The sequence below is a fragment of the Pseudomonas californiensis genome (genome assembly GCF_021147775.1).
Taxonomy (GTDB): Bacteria; Pseudomonadota; Gammaproteobacteria; order Pseudomonadales; family Pseudomonadaceae; genus Aquipseudomonas; species Aquipseudomonas californiensis.
Window position 1 is genome coordinate 145,470 of sequence record NZ_JAGTPK010000003.1, and the last position, 19,075, is coordinate 164,544.

Sequence of the window (19,075 nt, forward strand, 5' to 3'; positions counted from 1 at the left end):
GGGTACTGTCAGAAATGACAGTCAGAACCCCGCAGGACCCGCTGGAAGAGGACATGAAAACACGCAGATGCAGACCCGTCACGGCCTGCGGATGAGCAGGCCGGACCTGATCGTGAGTGGCAACCACTGGTCAGCGTGATGAAAGCGGCTTTCAGGAGCTTTCCCGCACCACGAGCTCGAAACCCAGATCCACTTGCGGATGCTGAGTGAGGCCATCCAGCAGCCCAAGCAGCAGTTGCGCCGCGCGCTGGCCAACCTCCTGCCGCGGAGTGCGGATGGAGGTCAGGCGCGGCACCATGTGAGCCGAGCCTGGCAGGTCATTGAAACCCATCAGCGATACCCGCTCCGGAATGCTGACACCCAAACGGAGTGCTTCAAGGGCAGCGCCCTGAGCCAGGTCGTCGTTGCAGAAAAACACCCCGTCGACATCCGGATGCTCGCGCAGTAAACGGGCAAACAGTTCGCTGCCCAGGCCAATCGACGACGGCAACGGCGACATGACCTGCAACTGCGGATCGAACAGATCGGCTTCTTCCAGAACCCGGCGAAACCCCGCTCCTCGCTGCAGTACGCGCGGATCGAGTTGAGCAGCCATGTACGCCAGACGCTTGCGACCGCGGCCCAACAGGTGCGTCGCCGCCGCTGCGCCTGCCTGCTCCTGGGAGAACCCGACACAATAGGCGCCGCGCCGGGTGTCGAGCTCCATCATGTGCACGCAGGGCAAGCCGCTGGCTTCCAGCAATTGCAACGACGCCGCAGTATGGTCAAACCCGGTCAGCAGGATGCCCCGCGGACGATTGACCAGGTGGTTGCGCAGTAACTTTTCTTCTTCGTCGGGGGAGTAGTGGTAGTTGCCGATCACCACGTCGAGCCCCCGGACGCGTAACACATCCTGAATCGCTTCCAGGGTTTCGATGAACAACTGGTTCGACAACGAAGGCACCAGCACCACGACGGTCTGGCTGCATGACGACGCCAACGCCCGAGCAGCCGCGTTGGCGACATAGCCAAGGCTCTGGGCCGCCGCTCGAACCTTTTCCACCAGCTCTGGCGAGACGGTGCTGATACCACGCAGCGCACGTGAGGCAGTAATCGGCGAAACAGCAGCAAGACGTGCAACTTCGTTAAGGGTCGGACGGCCGGTAGAGCGGGAACCAATGCGCATCATGCGTTGCCAACTAACATAGGGGTTGCCAAATGTGTCGAATGACCAATAAGGTAGCGCTGTCTCACGGACCGTGACAATGCTTTATCGCGGGTTTCACATTCGCACCCATTGCCAGGTTGCTACGGAGAACAGCCTCCGATGTTAAGTGTTGAACTCAAAACAACGACAAGAACTGGAACAGCCCAGGCTGAGCTTTATGTCCACCGGACGAAGACAGCGCTGTCTCCAGATGAGGTGCCTACTGTGACAACTGCGAATCCTGCTATTTCTGCCATCGTGGTAATGGGTGTTTCCGGCTGCGGCAAAAGTGCAATCGGTGCCCAGATCGCGCTCAATACTGGCGGACGCCTGATAGAAGGTGACGCGTTTCACCCTCAGGCGAACATCGACAAGATGAGCGCCGGAAACCCACTCGACGACAACGACCGTGCCGGTTGGCTGACCCGTCTGGGTGAAGAACTGGCCGCGGCACTGGCCCGAGGCGAGCGGCCCATCCTGACCTGCTCTGCCCTGAAGCTCATCTACCGACAGCGTCTGCGTGACGCTGTACCGGGCCTGGGCTTTGTCTTTCTGGAGCTGACCAAGGAAGTGGCGGTGGATCGCTGCTCACATCGGCCTGGGCATTTCATGCCTGCCAGCCTGGTGGACAGCCAATTCGCAACGCTTGAATCGCCTGAAGGCGAACCGTTGACCCTGGTGGTCGATGCTACCCAGTCCATCGAGGAAATCGGCCTGCAAGCCTCGCAATGGTGGGAAGACTCCAAAGCCTGATCCGTTAAAGGCGTGACCGCCAAAGACAGCGCTGTCTTTGGCAATCACGCACGAGAAAAGAAGGACAGCGCTCGCAGTAGCGGCTGAAAAATAATAACCGGAGAGACACCCATGTTCGGTATGACCCATGAGACGTTTTTGCTCGTCGACGCCCTGGTGACCATCATCGGCCTTGTGCTGCTGATCACCCAGTTCAAAGTTCACCCTTTTGTAGCGCTGACTCTGGCCGCAGGCTTTCTCGGTCTGACGTCCGGGATGCCCGTTGAAAAGGTCATGAAATCCTTCCAGGACGGCTTCGGCGGCGTACTGGGCTTTGTCGGCATCATCCTTGGTCTGGGCACCATGCTCGGCAAACTGATGGCAGACTCGGGTGGCGCTGATCAGATCGCACAAACCCTGATTCGCGCGTTCGGCAAGCAGAAAGTGCACTGGGCGATGATGTTCGCCGCGTTCCTGGTGGGCATTCCGCTGTTCTTCGAGATCGGCTTCGTGCTGCTCATCCCGCTGGTGTTCATCGTTGCCCGTCGCACCGGTGTTTCCATCGTCAAGATCGGTATCCCACTGCTCGCCGGCCTGTCTGCGGTTCATGGTCTGGTTCCGCCACATCCGGGTCCGTTGCTGGCCATCGGTATTTTTGGCGCAGACATCGGCAAGACCATTTTCTATGGCCTGATCATCGCTCTGCCTACCGCGATCATTGCCGGTCCGATCTATGGCAAATGGATCTCCAAGTACATCCCGGGCACTCCTTCCCAGGAATTGATGGACCAGATCGCCAAGGAGTCCAGCTCCGAGAACCTGCCGGGCTTTGGCATCACGCTGGTGACTATCCTGCTGCCTGTGTTCCTGATGTTGCTCAAGACATTCGCTGACGTGGTACTGCCAGACACCAACGTGTTCCGCATCTGGATGGACCTGATCGGTCACCCGATCACTGCCCTGCTCGCGGCCCTGTTGCTGGCGTTCTACACCTTCGGTGCGGCACGTGGCTTTGATCGCGCAAAAATCATGAAATTGCTGGACCAGAGTCTCGCGCCAGTCGCGGCCATCGTGCTGATCGTGGGCGCAGGTGGCGGCTTCAAGCAAATGCTGGTGGCCAGCGGTGTGGGCGATGTAATCGGTCATATGGCAGTGCAAGCGCAGATCAACCCGATCATGCTGGCCTGGCTGGTAGCAGCGGTGATCCGCGTGGCGACAGGTTCAGCGACCGTCGCCACCATCACCGGCGCAGGTATCGTGGCTCCGGTGGTTGGCCTGATCCCGGGCGTGAATCGCGAGCTGCTGGTACTGGCGACCGGTGCAGGCTCTTTGATTCTGTCTCACGTGAACGACGCTGGTTTCTGGCTGGTGAAGCAGTACTTCAACATGACGGTCGCTGAAACCTTCAAGACCTGGACCGTCATGGAAACCATTCTGTCGGTCGTTGGCCTGATCTTTATCATGTTGCTGTCGATGGCGCTCTGACGTATTGACTGTTGATACCTGTGCGGGTCCATTGGCCCGCACAGGTTTATCCCGCTTCATCCGCCGCGTTTAAATCCCCCTCCCCCGCACCCCGCCCACTGACGCTTCAAACGCAATACACACGTCCCCGCCGCCGCGCTTCAAAGCTCCATGCGCGCAATTTCCTACGTCATGTAACGCACTTTCAATTGAATTTTCAGAAAGCAGAGGCAAGGTCTCGAAGTCATGCCTACGCTTACAAACACCTTGAGGACGGACAGGTCGGCGTTCTCTATCACGTCGATAGCGAAACAGGTATTTGCCTTTGATTACGTTACTTTTAAGCTGCACCAGTAAATACGGGTATTTTCACGTCAAAACGGGCAGAATTGGCGCACTCGTCGTATCGCTGATGCAAATCTCGATGACAAGAAAATGAACCGAGGGAATTAAATTCACCACCGCAACGTCTCATGACGGATGTAATTGGATGCACTCGGCAACAATCACCACGCAAAGGCAAACGCCAGCCTCTTGAGAGAGGCGTTTTCAAGAGGCCATCAAGGAAAAGATTATGTTGATACTCACTCGCAAAGTCGGCGAAAGCATAAACATCGGTGACGAGATCACCGTGACAATTCTTGGCGTTCAAGGGCTGCAGGTTCGTTTGGGCATCAATGCACCGAAAAACGTCTCTGTACATCGTGAAGAAATCTACAAACGCATCCAGGCAGAGCTGGCTCCGAACCAGGACCCACAATAACACCGACACAACGTCCCTTATTCAATGCTGATCTGCCGCCGTTCCGGCGGATCGGTCGTACGGCGCCTCCATGGCGCCGTTTTTTATGCGCGTCCATTCCCGCCCTCTCCCCCCTCCCCATCGGTTGACATGAGCCATTTGTCATTCTTTCGGAACGTCCCCAAAAAACCAGACGTCCACCAAGAGGTTACTGTCGGTTAACGCGCCCTGTGCGTACCGGCAACCTTTTCCGATGCCAGCCCGTAGTAAGCAGTGAGCCGAGCATTTTTCTACTTGGTGAAAGACAAAATGGTGAACACAGATGGCAATCACCCACGAAGCATCCATGAGCGGTAGTACCCACACCAACGGCCAGCCGGGCCGGGATCCTTATCAGGGGTCAACGGACCGCACCAGCGCGTCATCCGAAAATGTCGGACAGCACGAAGCCGCGCAGTTTGAGCAGTACCGTGAAGGCGCAGCGCAGACCATCGAGGACCTTGCACAGAACGCCCAGTCAGCGGCAGAGCAAATCGACAGCAACGATACGCTTGGCGTATCGCATTACGTGAATGACATCGCACAAAGCATGACCACACTGGCGGAAAACCTGCGCAACAAGAACGCTGAACAACTGTTGCAGGACGCAGGCCGACTGGCCAAGGAAAATCCTGTGTTGTTCATCAGCGCAAGCGTGGCGATTGGCCTTGGGTTGTCGCGTCTTCTGAAAGCATCCGGTACTTCAGCAAGCACCTCAGGGGCTGAGGATTCGCGCGCTGCCAGCCCGACCATGTCCGCTTCAGGTACTCACGGCTCGAACACCTCACCGTCATCGACCGCCAAGAATCAGGACCTGTCGGCCACTGACTCGTCTCAGCCTGCTGATCCAATCAGCCCTGCGGCGCTGGGCGCCGAGGAATTGGCAGCGACGCACGCACACGAAGAAACGCTCTCGCACAGTACGCGGTCTGGGCAACGACTGCCGGATACCCCGAACGGTTTCACCGATGACATAGGCGGCGATCTGACCCGGGACGGTCTGCCAAGATCAGGCCTACCAAAAGGAGACGTGTAATGGCTATCTCACCCAATACGCCCCCTGGCACTCAATCCAATCCTTCAAACGACAATGATACGTCCGTAGTCAGCCTGATCAGGCAACTTGCGCATGAAGTGCCCGCATTGATGACCAAGGAAATCGCCTTGGTCAAGGCCGAACTCCGCGAGTCGATTCAGGCGACCCGACAAGGCGTGATGTCCATTGGCCTTGGCGCCATCGTCATGCTCGGCGGGCTGGTCATGGTCCTGTTGGCAGCTGTGTACGCCCTGAGTCAGGTGCTGGCACCGTGGCTTGCGGCTCTGCTGGTCGGCGTTGCGGCTCTGGTCATCGGTTTTTTCATGGTCCAGGCGGGCAAGAAAAGACTCGAACCGACCAACCTTGTGCCTGAACGTACTGCCAGCACCCTGCACAAAGACAAGGAAGCTCTTCAGAGGAAAGTCTCATGAACACTGACAGCCGCTTCGATACACCCCAGGACAGTGAACTGGAATCCCGGAAAAGCCCGGAAACTCTTGAGCGAGAAATCGACCAGCAACGTTCAAGTATCGGCAGCATCGTGGATGCGCTGGAAAAGAAGATGTCTCCAGGTCAGTTGGTCGATCAGGCCCTGGGTTACGTGAAAGAGAATGGCGGGGAGTTTTTCGGCAACCTGGGAAGCCAGGTCAGGGCCAACCCCGTGCCCGCCGTACTGACAACCGTCGGCGTGTTCTGGCTGATGATGGGCGACCGCACGCCTGCTGCCGGACCCTCTGCGCTGCACAAGACCGGTGAGCACCTCAGCGAAATGAAGGGCGATGTGACTGATGGCCTGAGCAGCGCAAAGGCCAGGGTTCAAGAGGTCGCAAGTCATCTGAAAGGCAAGGCAAGCCATATGAAGGATGAGGCGACACATGTGAAGGACCGAATCAGCGATACCTTCTCCAGCAGCACGCATTCGTCCTTGAGCCAAACCTGTGACGAGCAGCGAAAATACGTTCAGTCCAGCACTCGCACCTTGCTGAATGAGCAGCCGCTGGCGCTTGCTGCCATCGGTATTGCTATAGGTGCCGTGATCGGGGCCGCACTGCCTGCCACTGAGCAGGAAAAGCGCCTGATCCATCAGGCCAAGGACAAGCTGACCCGTTCAGGCGCTGTCGATTCGGCTCATTCGCAATCTTCGAGCACCCCGAGCAGGACACATGCCGACCACGGCAATCCGTCCGGAACACGCAGTAGTGTCAGCGATCCATCCTTGCGCCCACCGCCGACGGCTACAGCCTTCGGCGCGACGCCAGGGCTTGGCTGACGGCCCGACAATGAAAACGGCCCCTTGATGGGGCCGTTCCTGGCTGGGTACAGACTACTCAGCGGGAGAGATCCCCCATGGTCAAGAAAGACGCTGGACGATCTTGTCCTTTACCAGTAAACGCTCTTCCTTGAGTTTCTTGAGCTCATCGTCACCTGCCCCTCCAGCTGGCCCCTTCTCGGCTTCCACTACCTTTGCGTCGGCCTGATCGTAATCGCTCAGCAGACGTTGCAAGGTTGCGTCTGCCTTGCTGCGTTCGATGACTTCGTCCTTGGACACTTTCAGGTCTGCGAATAAATCGTGTGTGACGGGCATGAGTAGCACCTCCAAATGTCTACTTGAAATCAAAAGGACGCCCTGAAGACTCGATACTCCAGCGCGGCTCCACGGGGCAGGCGATCGAGGGATTATTCACTGAATGCACTGTATTCCCGTGCCCGGAAACCCTGATCGATGCTATGGACATCAGGCCACACCAGCCTGACGCTCAGAACTTTTTTCGACCTTCGTGGCGGGTACCCGTTCGATCTGTCTCATGGGAGCTGCCAGCTCTGACCACTCAGGTTCTCAAGCTGTGCGAAACCGGGCAACCGCGGGGCCTCAATAGCGAGGGCCTTATAACGCAGACGGGCGATAATCGCCTGAATGACAGCACGGCTCGCGTCGTGGTGAAACTGCCATACACCGTAGATCCGCCCATCGAAAGACGGTTCGCTGCCCAACTGCGGATCCGCCGCCAACCCGGCGCCCAGTCCAAACAGGTAGAGTCCTTTTAAGCGGCGGCCGCTCTGGTCCAAGGGGCAACCTGCAGGGTCCGAATCAAGCCCACCTTTGGTCTCGCGCAACGTGATGAGGCTGCCATCGCCGTAACGCAATGTCGGCAACCTCGGTTGATACCCCGAGCATTGCACCACAACGCTGGCCTCGGCCAGCGCCTGGCGTGCCGATTCAAGCTCGCCTGGACGTTCGCCGTTTGTCTGAAGCAACTGCACCCGTACACCCGTTTTACCGACACGGCCATTCAACAGCGCTTCACGACCGACATCCAGCGCCCGATAGCGCAGGCCGCCAGAGCGGTTTACACGTCCCGAAATCGGGCAGACATCGAGTTGTGGATCAAAAGCGTAACCGGCTGCTAGCGCATGTTCTGCACTCTCATAGAACAACCGGATCGGGGTCCGATGGACCAGAGTCAATGCTTGCAGACCGGCAAACTCCAACGCATCTGCCAGGTTTTCAAGCATGGAAAAAGCACTGTGGGACCCGCCCACCACGACAATTCGACCGTCGCTGGAGAGTGCCGTAGCGAACACTTCACGCAGTTGGACAGCGTTCATACGCAACAGCCGGTCAGCGCTCTGGATGTTCACCGCCTCTGGAAGCGCCAGTTCCTGTTGGGCCAGGCTGTTGATCAGGTGACGACTGTCCTGACGACCGCCCAGATTGAGTACCAATGTCTGACATCTGACTTGCCTGACGCACCCTTCGGTTTCTACCGCGACGTAAAACTCGTCGTTCTTGCTGGTGACTTCGGTGATGGTAGTGCTGTGCCAGATCTTCGCGCCGTAGTGGAGGACGATATGGTCCAGAACCAACCGCGACGCTTCCATCATGAGTTGGCCGACATCCGACAGTTGTGGTGCGCTTTGCGCCTGCCCACGGATGCGCCAGTAAGCGGGCGAATATTCCAGCGGCTCAAAGATCTCACGCAACGCCGGGTCTCGCAGACAATCGATGAATACATCCCCCATCGAATTCGCCGTGATTCGGTAATGCCCCAGCATGCCCGCGCCCGGCTGAGCGCTTGAATCAATGACAATCAACCCGCCGCTGGCAATCTCGGACATCGTTCCACTTTTCAAGGCATTGAACAAAAAACCCATGCCTGCCAGGCCAGCCCCGCCTACTACGCAGCTACAGACCGTTTCCGAAGAGTCTTTAAACATAATGATGCTCCATCGTCATTCCCTACGTTGGTGCAGTCCAGAAGTTCTGGATGATCGAATGCCTGGCGGTTAAAGCGAACCAGCGTCCATGCACGGTTTAAAAGCGAGGTAATTGAAATAAATTGAAATAAATTCTGAACAAACCACCCTGCAGACCTTTGCCAAAAAAAAGCGCAGCGAAACAGCAGCACAACAGCCTGTTTAAACAGGCCGAGCGAAGAGATTTTCAAAGTCTGCAATTAACGCGAGGTACGCTACCGCCAGATCAGAGTTGACCTGACACGTTTGTCTGAAATCAGAAAACTTGCGGAACGTACTCGAAAAGAAAGAGTCACTGGATAGTTGCAAAGAAACGCCAAAGTGTCAAATTGCAGCCCGGCTATGGCACTCAATGCGCCACGACTTACAAACCCTTGATAAACCGGACCTATTCCATTAAATCCTACGCCTGCTCCAACAACGGGCTTTACAAACCAGCTCGCCATTCATTTTGTATTTTCTCATCGTCCTTTTTTAAAACCGCAGGAAACCAGCGCCGATAAATTGACTGGCCGGCCACGCGCAGCATTTTACGTATCGACATGCCTGAACGACAGACAAAGAAACGCGAGGTGCTTCTGGGCAGAAGCACCTCGCGATCGTTGATAACTCAAGTCAGACGCAGCTGAACGAGGTCTGACTTTCGGAAGACGGGTATCAAGCCGTTCGGTAGCGTGGGGCCGGTGAACGATGTTCCTCGAGCTCGACACGCAACTCTGCCACCAGGTCAGAGATACTTCGGCTGGTATTGAGCCGTTCCAGGGAAATACCAGTCACCAACAGTTCTATTCGGCCGGATTCCGGATCAGTCACCTGCACCGTCATTGAACGATCAGGCCCTACCGTGCAGGTGCAACGCTGCGGTAAAAACGCACGCTCAATAATATTCCGTAATTCTAACGTAGACAGTCCACACGCGATCATTTTCCATCTCCTTATTGTATAAGCACTGCCACAGGCGGGCAGATAAATACTGACAATTGAAACCCTACAACTAAGCCCAGGCATATCCTTGCCTGACCTTACTTCTCATCAGTTCCGGAATACCTTTTCACCTTTATACGCGTTCACTGACGCATTAAGCAATGCACTTAAAGGCACTGCCAAAAGCGCTGAAACGTAACTATTTGTAATTAATAGCAGAAGAATCGTTTCACTGTAGGTTATCAAGCGAAGAAGATCGTGATCTGCATCAATACGTATAGACATTCCCGTTTATAAACGGGCGGCGAGATGACGAACGGTCGTAAACGTTGCACATGAAGCAGCTCTGATCCATTGCGGATCGACAACTGAACCTTGGCCGCAAATTCAATGGGTGGTCTGAGCTATTGCTCGACGGCCACCCTGTTTATCTGTCAATCGACCGACTTGGGTAAGCGCAAGTGGATCAGCGCCACCCGAGCACCTTGTTTATCAAGCCGTTCTTCGATCGCATAAGGACGAAACCCCAGACGTGGGTAGAACAACAGCCCAGGCACATTGTGGTTGTAGCAGGAGGCCGTGAGCTCGGACGCCTCATGCTTGTCAAAGGCGATTTCCATCATGCAGCCAATCATGTATCGGCCCACACCGCGCGAACGGGCGGCCGGGGCAATAATCACATTGCCCAATGAGCAGCGGCCACGAAAATCACATCGCATGAAATTGGCGTAACCCACCACCTCCCCATTCATTTCAATCACGGTGGAGTCATAACGGGTTTCCAATGCGTCCAGCAATTGCGCAGGCGATAGCGGGTAGGTCGCCCGTGGAAACATGTAAAAAAGTTCGTCGGCATTTTGCGGCAGCGCACACACGATGGGGATGTCTTTTTCTTCCAGGGGACGATGTAGAAACATTGAACGGTAACCTTTTGAAGAAATTGAAGAAAACGCCGATGAGGATGACCTCTTACCGGCGAATCAACCCATAGCCAAGGGCTCGATTGCCTGTGTCACACATGCACAGCATAAGCCGCAGGTGTCAAGAAGAGCTACCGCTGTAACAAACCAGACCAAAGACACATCGGTTGACCGCGGCGCTCCAAAGCCTGGCAGTGATCTGCTCTGCAGCCCTGAATGACACCTATGAAACGATGACACCTTCATGCAGAACGCCCGCCCTGACTCAGGCCTGCAGTGCAAAACGCACATACTCCGGATCTCAAAAATAACCCAACACATTGTTTTAAAATACTTTTATAAAAAACAGGACACTGGCACCAAGCCTGCAATACATCTCCAAACAAGCCCTGAATCGCTTCGCAGGAGTCAACACCATGGCCTTACCCAGTAATACTTATGTAGCCGCAGAGAGCAGCGCCGGTAACGTCTCGGGCGTGTCATGGGGTGCTATTTTCGCAGGTGCAGCGGCGGCGGCAGTCGCTTCAATGCTGCTTCTCATGCTTGGCCTGGGGCTGGGCTTTTCGGCGATGTCACCGTGGGCCGACGAAGGCATCAGCGCTAAAAGCCTGGGAGTGACCACAGTCATCTGGCTGATAATCGTCCAGATTTTATCGTCTGGCATCGGTGGTTATCTGGCTGGTCGTCTGCGGGTGAAGTGGGCCAACGTGCATAATGACGAAGTCTACTTTCGCGACACTGCGCACGGTTTTCTGGCGTGGACCGTTGCCACGCTGCTGGCCGCTACCTTGATCGCCGGTTCGGCAGCCAGTGTCATCGGAGGCGGCGTAAAAGCGGGGGCCAGCGTGGCTTCTGGCGCAGCAGGTGCAGTTTCCCAGGCAGCGGGAAGTGCTGCGGGAAACAGCGACGGTCAGGACTATCACTATTACATCGACCGACTTTTTCGCACCGATAACCCGGTAGCGGGCGATGACCAATCGGTACATGCAGTGGTGCTGCGTGTCTTCAGCCGCACCCTAGACAACGATGGTCAGATGAGCCCGGAAGACCGGAGCTATCTTGCGCAACTGATAGCGCAACGTACCAATATCAGCCAGCAGGATGCAGAGCGCCGTGTCGATGACGTTTACGGCCAAGCCTTGAAGTCGATAGAAGACGCCAAGGTCAAGGCCAAACAGGCTGCTGACACCGCCGCCAAAGTTGCCGCTGCGACAGCACTCTGGACCTTCGTCACTCTTCTGTGTGGAGCATTCTGCGCAAGCCTCGCTGCCATTTTTGGCGGACGTCGTCGCGACGCGGCGGTCACAGTCGGTGAGCCTGCTTAAAGCCCTGAAACATCATTCAATACGTATTGCCACGTTCAAACAAGGAGATACACCATGCGCTCGATACTGTTGTGGATGCTCGGCATTCCTATCCCGATCATCATCCTGATTGCGTTGTTCATGCACTGACGCGGTTGATCGGCGATCGGCCGCCAATCACGTCCAGGCCGCGTCCTGATCCAGGACGCGGTTTTTCATTGAAACCCTCCTCAAGCGCTCCAGAGCTGCTGGTTCGCGTGCAATATTCTGTAACCGATAATCGCCGTAGAGCCTTGCAACAGTTTGCGATAACCGGCATTTATCTCCCTTTGCTTACCGGAACGCCAGCACCATGCCGATTTTCTCCCTGGCCCGTTTCAAGGCCCGCCCAATACGCTGGGCATGCCTGGCGGCATTCATCGTCGGCCTGCCAGTAGGCTGTGCCGTGCTGGAGCATAAAGAGCGCGAGCTGGTGTTTCGTATCGAGCCTGGCACGGCCAGTTGGTACAGCGGGTTGCCGGCCGATGTGCAGGAACTCGAACTCAAGGCCCCATCCTTCGGTACCTCGCAGAACATTCACGCGTGGTGGTGGCCTGCTTCACGCAAGGATGCCCCTGCCCTGCTTTACCTGCATGGTTCGCGCTGGAATCTCACCGGACAGTTGTTTCGCATCGAGCAATTGCGAGCCTTGGGCTTTTCGATCCTGGCAATTGACTATCGAGGCTTCGGCCAGAGCATGGGCCAGTTACCGTCCGAGCAGTCGGTCTATGAAGATGCGCGAATTGCCTGGGAACGTCTCAAGCAACTGCAGCCCGATCCTCAACGTCGCCTGATTTATGGGCACTCGCTCGGCGGTGCAGTTGCCGTAGACCTTGCTGCCGAACTGGGCAAGGATGCCGAAAAGGACAACGCGCCGCTTCAGGCCCGCGGCCTGATTATCGAATCGACCTTTACCAATCTGGCAGATGTCGCTACTGCTGTGGCCAACACCTCGCTGCCAGTGCGCTGGTTGCTGTCACAAAAATTCGATTCCCTCGACAAGATCGCCGACATTCATATGCCCGTCCTGATCGTGCATGGCACCGACGACCGTTACGTTCCTGCGCGTTTCAGCGAGGAGTTGTTCGAAGCCGCTCAAGAGCCGAAAAAGCTGTTGCTCGTTCCAGGCGGCACGCATAACAACAGCATGCGTCTTGGCAGGCAGGCCTATGGTCAAGCGATCCAGATGTTGCTCAAGAACCCCGCCGCGCTGCCTCGAGTCTCCCAAAAGCCGGCCCAGAGCAAACAGGCTGGGTAGGCCTTTCGGGTGGATTCATGTGTCACGTTGGACAACTGCAATGGCAAGGCAGTAGCGTTGGTGTAACCCATCAGGAGTTGCACCGTGAACACCATTGTCGAGTATTCAGACGCACAGCATCGCCAGGCGGTCATTCAGCTCTGGAAAACCGTGTTCAATGACACGCTGCCGCACCAGCGGCCCTCTCTGTCAATCGACAAGAAGCTGGCCGTCGCCGATCGGCTGTTTTTCATAGCTGTCAAAGCGGGTGACGTCGCCGGTACGATCATCGCTGGCTATGACGGTCATCGGGGCTGGCTGTATTCGGTAGCGGTACATCCAGAGCATCGGGGCAAGGGCCTGGGCAGCGCGCTGGTGAAGCACGCCGAGGCAGCATTGACCGAGCGTGGATGCATGAAGATCAATCTGCAGATTCGTGCAGCCAACGAAGGCGTAAAAGCTTTTTATCAGACACTGGGCTACAACCAGGAACATCACATCAGCATGGGCAAGCGTCTCGACGTGAATGTCGAATGAGCCGTCTGATCCTCGCTTGACCAGCCCGATGGCGCGTCAAAACGTGCTCATGTTTCAGTTCGGGCAAGCAGGCGGATAATTCATGCATTTACATGAGAATTAATATCAAATTACAATTATTGCTATTAACGTCACAACAGAGCCTTCCTCTTGAACACCTCCTCCTTGCACTCTTGCCGTTTCGGTCCCTTCCTGCTGTCTGCGCTGTCGCTGGCCATGTGGTCCAGCGGCAACGCTTACGCTGTCGAGGCGGCGACATTGCCCGCGACGCAGGTATCCGCTGCGTCCACTCAAACCGAGGAAGGCTACAGCGCAAAAAGTGCCAGCACTGCCAGCAAAAGCGATGTGCCGCTCAAGGAAGAAGCGCAATCCGTCAACGTCGTGACACCGCAGACCATTGCCGACTACAACGTGCGCTCACTGGACGACGCCATGAAGTTCGTCAGCGGGGTCAGTCAGGGCAACACACTGGGCAATACCAAGGATTCGTTGGTCAAGCGTGGCTTCGGCACCAATGACGACGGCTCGATCCTGCGCGATGGCGTACGTTCGGTGGTTTCGAAAAACTTCGGCGCCACCACCGACCGGGTCGAGGTCCTCAAAGGCCCGGCTTCGCTGCTCTATGGCGCGATGGAACCGGGCGGCGTGATCAACGTCATCAGCAAGCAGCCTCAGTACGTGCAAAGCACTACGCTCAGCGGCTCGGCATTAAGTGAAGGTGGCGGCAACTTCGGTATCGACACCACAGGCCCACTGGGCGACACCGGACTGGCCTATCGGCTGGTCGCCGAGCGCCAGAGCGAAGACTACTGGCGCAACTATGGCGTTGACCAACACACCTTGATCGCCCCGTCCCTGTCATGGACCGGCGAACGCGCAAGCCTCACGCTGGCCTACGAATACAACGATTACGTCAGCCCGTTTGACCGCGGCACCGTGTTCAGCGGCGGTCACCCGGCCGACGTCAGTTACGACAAACGTCTGGATGAAAAATGGGCCGACACGGTGGGTATCAGCGAAACCGCCACCGCACGCTTCGAGTACCAGCTCAGTGACGACTGGAAAACCCGCCTGACCTACGGCTGGAACAACGATCGATACAGCCTTGCGATAGCTCAACCGAGCACACTGTCGAGCACCGGCGTACTGCGCCGTCAGGCCAACGGTGGCCATTACGACTATGAAACCCGCTATGCCAGCTGGGACTTCATGGGAAAACAGACGATCCTGGGCCAGGAACATGACCTGTTGATAGGGGCAGAACAGGAGGAGTCCGACAAGTTTCGCGGCAAGACCTACCGCAACACTGCCCAGAACGGCTTCAACATTTTTGCCCCGGCTTATGGCAGCCTGCCCGAGCCCAGCGTCGTGAGTCAGACCACCAGCAACCTCAGCAATCAGTTGACCTCGTCATCGCTCTACCTGAAGGACAACTGGCACCTGAATGAACGCTGGATCCTGATACTGGGCGGCCGCTATCAGCATTACGATCAGTACATCGCTCAAGGTCTGGGCAGCAACCGTGCCGTAAACCTGGATACCAGTGATGATGTATTCCTGCCCATGGCAGGTCTGGTGTTCAAAGTCACTGAAGACCTTTCTTTGTACGGCAATTACAGCCGCTCGTTTGTGCCCAACGAAGAGGTCAATGACGACGGCACAACGTTCGACCCTGAAGAAGGTCGCAGCTATGAAGTCGGCGCCAAATATGCGCTCGCACCAGGCCTGGATTTCAATCTGGCGGTGTTCGATATCGAGAAGAAAAACGTCGTGACCCCGACCGGCGTGACGGGTGTCAGCGAAGCCGCAGGCAAAGTCGGCTCACAAGGTATAGAGCTTGACGTAACGGGCCGTATCGCAGAGCGCTGGGACATGATCGGCACCTACGCCTACACCCATACCGAAGTGCTGGACGACCCCAGTAACAAAGGCAATCGTCTGAGCCAAGCACCCAGACACACCGCAAGCCTGTATCTGACCCATCATCTGGAAATTCCATCCGGTCCTGGCGACTGGCATGCGGGCGGCGGTGCGCGATATGTCGGCGAGCGTGCTGGTGATGACGCCAACTCGTTCTACATGAGCAGCTACACCGTGGCCGATGCTTTCCTGCGCTGGGATGTGCCTGTGGCCGGTTACAAGACCCGCCTGCAACTCAACGTCGACAACCTGTTCGACAAACAGTACTACCCTTCAAGCACCGGCAGCCAACTGCAGGTCAACGTTGGCGAGCCGCGTACGGCTCGCCTGAGCGCCAGCGTCACGTTCTGACGCACGTCGCCGGAGCAGCCTTTGCCAGGCCTGCTTCGGCACCCGATGCAAACGCGGCGCGATAAGATCAGATCAACCCCTTTGCCGACTGCCTGTCCAGACGCGCTGCGCACAAGATCCTTTCCAACCGAGTGAGTCAACTCGACCTCACGCCGCTGAGTCCGTCAGCGGTGTGCACCAAAGCCCGGAAATCTTTGATCCGCTTGTTGCTCGCGACATCTGGACAACTGATCCGCTTAAAACTTTATCCGGTAGAAATTGATCAGGGTTTCATTGGGATAGACGTATTCGACCTTGCCGATGAACACGCTTTTTTCAAGCCAGTCGTTCGGTCCCAGTGACACCTGGAACTGCGGTGTACAAGTGCATTGGTAATGCCCTTCGGTAATCGGCCAGACTCCGCTTTGCAGCTGGTCCTGTCCGATTTCGTCCATCAGCAGGACGCCTCTGTTCTCGACATTGATCAACTCACCCAACTGAGTGCGCAGCGTAAAACGTGCGTTGAAGAAGGCGAGTTCGCCAGATAATTCCACAAAGAGGTCACTGCCGCCGGGAAGCACCGAACCTCGGACATCTTCGCCATGAAACTCGCCACCCAGAATCGAACTGTTGCTACGCAATCCATCGCTGCAGATACCCATCAATGTCGGCGCATCGGTCCGCAGAATGACGGTCAATACCTTTTGCAGCGCAGGCGCCTTGATCGTGGCCACCTCGCGATTGGAGGTACTGCGCGGCTTTTTGAAATCAATAATGTTCATCGGTCGGCTCACTCCAGGGTTCGTTCAAACGCAGAGAAAAGGGCAAAACTGCATGAAATCGTTTCGCCATCTGGCCAATGCGTCCGTGCGACGTTTATCTGAAGCCTCATTTCCAGTAAGCTCCACAGAGACGAAATAAATCGTACCGAACGGTTCAGTTTTAGTCCATTTGATTTTGCATTAATATGCATGGGTTGGTTCATTGCAGGATTGAGGATTCAAATGAAGGTGCGTACAGAAGCTCGCCGTGAAGCCATCATTGATGCGGCGGCAAGCGTTTTCCTCGAAATGGGCTACGAGCGTACTTCGATGAATGAAGTCACCAAACGAATGGGTGGCTCCAAAGCGACGATCTACAGTTACTTTCCTTCCAAAGAAGATCTTTTCATCGCCGTCGTGAACAGGCATGCCACTTCGCACCTGGCCGACGCAGTGTCAGAACTGTCAACTTACAACGAGCGTGAGGTTGACCTGCGCGACATTCTCGTTCGTTTTGGCGAACGCATGCTGATGGTGCTGATCAACGACAACACCGCCCTGGACGTTTACCGCATGGTCGTCGCAGAGTCTGGCCGGTCGAACATCGGCATGATGTTCTACGAGTCGGGACCCAGAGAATGCCTGCAGACGATCGCCACGCTCATGACCTTCGCGATGGAGCGCGGACAACTGCGTGCCGCTGATCCGGAGATCGCCGCACTTCAGCTGACTGCGTTGCTGACGGCCGAAACCGAAATTCGCCTCTACCAGCAATCACCCGAGCCGCTAAGCGCCGAGAACATTCATCTGATGGTCAGCCGGGCAGTGGACACTTTTATGCTGGGTATGGCGCAACGCTGACCACGAACAAGAAATACAGACGAGGGCGGCGTACTTACCACGGAAACGTTTCAGATGGACGGTCGAGTCAAACCGGCCATCCGATCAAGAAAAGCCAGCCGCAGGCGATAGGTTGTTACTCACCTATGGAGAAACACCATGATCCTACGGAAACTCAATCTTGCCCCTCGCTCGGCACTGTGTTTTGGTGTTTTCTGTTTGATGATCGTTGCACTGGGGTTTCTGTCATTAAGGCAGGCGGCCATACTCAACGAAGCTGAAAAATTTATTGAGACCAATGTGCTGCCCAGCGTGAAGGTGCTGGGTCAGCTTGATCGCGAATTTGTCAGCATACGGGGCAACAATGCACGTGTGCGTAACCCGATAGAGCCTCAGGATCGCAAAACGAAGGCATTGAGCGATATTCAGCAGTCGCGCTCGCTCATTACCCGATATTCGGACACATTGCGCACCTATCTCGTCACCGACGAGGGACGCGCAGTTTTCGAAACCCTCAATAAAGCCAACGCCAATTATCAGGTTGCCCAGGACCGTTACCTTGCATTTGTGGCAGACGGCAACCTGGAAGCCGCCGTGGCCATTTCCAACAACGAAATGAAAAACGCGGCAGATCAGGTAGAGGCGACCCTTCAAAAGCTGATAGGTATCAATGACGCCAAAGCTCAACGTGCCGGCGACAGTGCCGAGAAAGCCTACAGTGAGACATTGTGGACGGTCGGTATCTTCATCGCGCTGGGCGTTGCCACGACCCTTTTTCTGGCCGTGCTCTACACCCGCAGTCTGACCGTACCCATAGGCGAATCGCTGGATATCGCGCAACGAATCGCCAGCAACGACCTGAGCAGAAACATCACGGTTCAAGGGAGCGATGAGTCTGCAAAGCTGATTGCCGCATTGGCGACCATGCAGACCAATCTGCGTAGCGCGTTGAGCCTGATTGGCGACTCCTCCACGCAACTGGCGGCGACCTCCGAAGAGATGCATGCAGTGACCGAGGATGCCTCGCGCACTATTCAGCGCCAGACCAACGAGATCGAGATGGCTGCCACCGCCGTCAACCAGATGAGCGCGGCTGTCGAAGAAGTGGCCAGCAACGCGGCATCGGCTTCGGAGGTCACCTCGCAGTCGAGCTCGGCCGCCATGGCGGGACGCACGCAGGTCGACGAGACGGTAACCGCCATCAATCTGATGGTTTCGAAAGTCCAGATTACCTCGACCGAAGTGCAGGGCCTGGCAGTCATGGCCACCGACATAAGCAAAGTGCTGGACGTAATCCGCGCCATCGCCGAACAGACCAACCTGCTGGCTTTGAACGCCGCGATCGAGGCGGCACGCGCAGGTGAAGCGGGTCGTGGTTTCGCCGTGGTAGCCGATGAAGTCCGCGCACTGGCGCACCGTACCCAGCAATCCACGCGCGAGATCGAGCAGATGGTCAGCTCGATCCAGTCCGGCACCAGCAACGCCGTGACAGCCATGGATCAGACCAGCGTTCAGGCACACAAGACTCTGGAAATGGCCAACGGTGCTGGCAAGGCGTTGCTCGAAATCACCCGTTCCATCAGCCAGATCAACGAGCGTAACCTGATGATCGCCACGGCTGCCGAAGAACAGGCTCAAGTCGCCCGCGAAGTGGACAGAAGCCTGGTCAGCATCCGCGACCTGTCGAGCCAGACTTCGGAAGGCTCGAACCAGACCGCTATTGCCACCGCCGAGCTGTCGTCCCTCGCCGCTGACCTGAACCGCTTGACCAAGCAATTCAGGGTTTGAGTCCTGTCTGATAACGCCGGG

General features: G+C 56.4%; 18 protein-coding genes. 12 read left to right on the forward strand and 6 right to left on the reverse strand.

Annotated elements, in window-relative coordinates; all coding sequences use genetic code 11:
* Positions 1-151: 151 nt before the first annotated feature.
* Entirely contained in the window at positions 152-1,168 is a 1,017-nt protein-coding gene (locus tag KDX37_RS04310) for an HTH-type transcriptional regulator GntR (RefSeq protein WP_231651443.1), read from the reverse strand.
* A gap of 282 nt (positions 1,169-1,450) precedes the next feature.
* Here KDX37_RS04310 and KDX37_RS04315 point away from each other — a divergent pair, with 282 nt between their 5' ends.
* The 6 genes from KDX37_RS04315 (at position 1,451) to KDX37_RS04340 (ending at position 6,469) form a co-directional block, all read left to right on the forward strand.
* The gene (locus KDX37_RS04315; protein ID WP_231651580.1) at positions 1,451-1,939 is read left to right on the forward strand and encodes a gluconokinase; all 489 of its coding nucleotides are present in this window, start codon (positions 1,451-1,453) and stop codon (positions 1,937-1,939) included.
* 111 nt (positions 1,940-2,050) lie between these two features.
* Positions 2,051-3,403 carry a GntP family permease gene (locus tag KDX37_RS04320; protein ID WP_231651444.1) on the forward strand — a complete coding sequence of 451 codons (1,353 nt, stop codon included), beginning with the start codon at positions 2,051-2,053 and terminating at the stop codon, positions 3,401-3,403.
* Between the two features lie 553 nt (positions 3,404-3,956).
* Entirely contained in the window at positions 3,957-4,145 is a 189-nt protein-coding gene (gene csrA / locus KDX37_RS04325) for a carbon storage regulator CsrA (RefSeq protein WP_002554157.1), read from the forward strand.
* Between the two features lie 325 nt (positions 4,146-4,470).
* The gene (locus KDX37_RS04330; protein ID WP_231651445.1) at positions 4,471-5,199 is read left to right on the forward strand and encodes a hypothetical protein; all 729 of its coding nucleotides are present in this window, start codon (positions 4,471-4,473) and stop codon (positions 5,197-5,199) included.
* The gene (locus tag KDX37_RS04335; RefSeq protein ID WP_231651446.1) at positions 5,199-5,630 is read left to right on the forward strand and encodes a phage holin family protein; all 432 of its coding nucleotides are present in this window, start codon (positions 5,199-5,201) and stop codon (positions 5,628-5,630) included. Before KDX37_RS04330 ends, KDX37_RS04335 begins: the two co-directional genes overlap by 1 nt.
* Positions 5,627-6,469: a DUF3618 domain-containing protein gene (locus tag KDX37_RS04340; RefSeq protein WP_231651447.1), complete on the forward strand. Its 843-nt coding sequence runs from the start codon at positions 5,627-5,629 to the stop codon at positions 6,467-6,469. The genes KDX37_RS04335 and KDX37_RS04340 overlap by 4 nt, the downstream gene beginning before the upstream one ends.
* Before the next feature lie 81 nt (positions 6,470-6,550).
* Here the strand turns inward: KDX37_RS04340 and KDX37_RS04345 are convergent, their stop codons facing one another.
* The 4 genes from KDX37_RS04345 to KDX37_RS04360 all read right to left on the reverse strand — a co-directional run bounded on the left by KDX37_RS04345 (position 6,551) and on the right by KDX37_RS04360 (position 10,295).
* On the reverse strand, positions 6,551-6,784 hold the full coding sequence (locus KDX37_RS04345) for a YdcH family protein (RefSeq protein WP_231651448.1): 234 nt from the start codon (positions 6,782-6,784) through the stop codon (positions 6,551-6,553).
* Between the two features lie 218 nt (positions 6,785-7,002).
* A complete protein-coding gene (locus tag KDX37_RS04350; protein WP_231651449.1) occupies positions 7,003-8,415 on the reverse strand; it encodes a pyridine nucleotide-disulfide oxidoreductase in 1,413 nt (470 codons plus the stop codon).
* Between the two features lie 696 nt (positions 8,416-9,111).
* Positions 9,112-9,378, reverse strand: coding sequence for a DUF1652 domain-containing protein (locus KDX37_RS04355; protein ID WP_231651450.1), 267 nt, complete (start codon positions 9,376-9,378; stop codon positions 9,112-9,114).
* A gap of 434 nt (positions 9,379-9,812) precedes the next feature.
* Positions 9,813-10,295, reverse strand: a complete 483-nt coding sequence (locus KDX37_RS04360) for a GNAT family N-acetyltransferase (RefSeq protein ID WP_231651451.1) — start codon at positions 10,293-10,295, stop codon at positions 9,813-9,815.
* 419 nt (positions 10,296-10,714) lie between these two features.
* Here KDX37_RS04360 and KDX37_RS04365 point away from each other — a divergent pair, with 419 nt between their 5' ends.
* The 4 genes from KDX37_RS04365 to KDX37_RS04380 all read left to right on the forward strand — a co-directional run bounded on the left by KDX37_RS04365 (position 10,715) and on the right by KDX37_RS04380 (position 15,686).
* A complete protein-coding gene (locus KDX37_RS04365; RefSeq protein ID WP_231651452.1) occupies positions 10,715-11,623 on the forward strand; it encodes a hypothetical protein in 909 nt (302 codons plus the stop codon).
* 331 nt (positions 11,624-11,954) lie between these two features.
* Positions 11,955-12,899 (forward strand): alpha/beta hydrolase, encoded by a 945-nt coding sequence (locus KDX37_RS04370; protein ID WP_231651453.1) that lies wholly within the window; start codon positions 11,955-11,957, stop codon positions 12,897-12,899.
* An 84-nt stretch (positions 12,900-12,983) separates the two neighbouring features.
* The gene (locus KDX37_RS04375) at positions 12,984-13,415 is read left to right on the forward strand and encodes a GNAT family acetyltransferase (protein ID WP_231651454.1); all 432 of its coding nucleotides are present in this window, start codon (positions 12,984-12,986) and stop codon (positions 13,413-13,415) included.
* A 216-nt stretch (positions 13,416-13,631) separates the two neighbouring features.
* Positions 13,632-15,686 carry a TonB-dependent siderophore receptor gene (locus KDX37_RS04380; protein ID WP_231651581.1) on the forward strand — a complete coding sequence of 685 codons (2,055 nt, stop codon included), beginning with the start codon at positions 13,632-13,634 and terminating at the stop codon, positions 15,684-15,686.
* A gap of 236 nt (positions 15,687-15,922) precedes the next feature.
* Here the strand turns inward: KDX37_RS04380 and KDX37_RS04385 are convergent, their stop codons facing one another.
* Positions 15,923-16,447, reverse strand: a complete 525-nt coding sequence (locus KDX37_RS04385; RefSeq protein ID WP_231651455.1) for a DUF3237 domain-containing protein — start codon at positions 16,445-16,447, stop codon at positions 15,923-15,925.
* A gap of 222 nt (positions 16,448-16,669) precedes the next feature.
* On the opposite strand from KDX37_RS04385, the gene KDX37_RS04390 reads away from it, so the two are divergent.
* Both KDX37_RS04390 and KDX37_RS04395 read left to right on the forward strand, forming a co-directional pair.
* On the forward strand, positions 16,670-17,287 hold the full coding sequence (locus KDX37_RS04390; RefSeq protein ID WP_231651456.1) for a TetR/AcrR family transcriptional regulator: 618 nt from the start codon (positions 16,670-16,672) through the stop codon (positions 17,285-17,287).
* A 201-nt stretch (positions 17,288-17,488) separates the two neighbouring features.
* Entirely contained in the window at positions 17,489-19,054 is a 1,566-nt protein-coding gene (locus KDX37_RS04395) for a methyl-accepting chemotaxis protein (RefSeq protein ID WP_406641503.1), read from the forward strand.
* Positions 19,055-19,075: the final 21 nt, after the last annotated feature.

What these genes read in the sequence shown, in the direction of transcription:
- KDX37_RS04395 (WP_406641503.1), top strand. Translation starts at nt 17,489, where the DNA reads ATGATCGTTGCACTGGGGTTTCTGTCATTAAGGCAGGCGGCCATACTC.
- KDX37_RS04350 (WP_231651449.1), bottom strand. Translation starts at nt 8,415, where the DNA reads ATGTTTAAAGACTCTTCGGAAACGGTCTGTAGCTGCGTAGTAGGCGGG.
- KDX37_RS04360 (WP_231651451.1), bottom strand. Translation starts at nt 10,295, where the DNA reads ATGTTTCTACATCGTCCCCTGGAAGAAAAAGACATCCCCATCGTGTGT.
- KDX37_RS04355 (WP_231651450.1), bottom strand. Translation starts at nt 9,378, where the DNA reads ATGATCGCGTGTGGACTGTCTACGTTAGAATTACGGAATATTATTGAG.
- KDX37_RS04370 (WP_231651453.1), top strand. Translation starts at nt 11,955, where the DNA reads ATGCCGATTTTCTCCCTGGCCCGTTTCAAGGCCCGCCCAATACGCTGG.
- KDX37_RS04315 (WP_231651580.1), top strand. Translation starts at nt 1,451, where the DNA reads ATGGGTGTTTCCGGCTGCGGCAAAAGTGCAATCGGTGCCCAGATCGCG.
- KDX37_RS04335 (WP_231651446.1), top strand. Translation starts at nt 5,199, where the DNA reads ATGGCTATCTCACCCAATACGCCCCCTGGCACTCAATCCAATCCTTCA.
- KDX37_RS04310 (WP_231651443.1), bottom strand. Translation starts at nt 1,168, where the DNA reads ATGATGCGCATTGGTTCCCGCTCTACCGGCCGTCCGACCCTTAACGAA.
- KDX37_RS04365 (WP_231651452.1), top strand. Translation starts at nt 10,715, where the DNA reads ATGGCCTTACCCAGTAATACTTATGTAGCCGCAGAGAGCAGCGCCGGT.
- KDX37_RS04390 (WP_231651456.1), top strand. Translation starts at nt 16,670, where the DNA reads ATGAAGGTGCGTACAGAAGCTCGCCGTGAAGCCATCATTGATGCGGCG.
- KDX37_RS04320 (WP_231651444.1), top strand. Translation starts at nt 2,051, where the DNA reads ATGTTCGGTATGACCCATGAGACGTTTTTGCTCGTCGACGCCCTGGTG.
- KDX37_RS04385 (WP_231651455.1), bottom strand. Translation starts at nt 16,447, where the DNA reads ATGAACATTATTGATTTCAAAAAGCCGCGCAGTACCTCCAATCGCGAG.
- csrA (WP_002554157.1), top strand. Translation starts at nt 3,957, where the DNA reads ATGTTGATACTCACTCGCAAAGTCGGCGAAAGCATAAACATCGGTGAC.
- KDX37_RS04345 (WP_231651448.1), bottom strand. Translation starts at nt 6,784, where the DNA reads ATGCCCGTCACACACGATTTATTCGCAGACCTGAAAGTGTCCAAGGAC.
- KDX37_RS04380 (WP_231651581.1), top strand. Translation starts at nt 13,632, where the DNA reads ATGTGGTCCAGCGGCAACGCTTACGCTGTCGAGGCGGCGACATTGCCC.
- KDX37_RS04340 (WP_231651447.1), top strand. Translation starts at nt 5,627, where the DNA reads ATGAACACTGACAGCCGCTTCGATACACCCCAGGACAGTGAACTGGAA.
- KDX37_RS04330 (WP_231651445.1), top strand. Translation starts at nt 4,471, where the DNA reads ATGAGCGGTAGTACCCACACCAACGGCCAGCCGGGCCGGGATCCTTAT.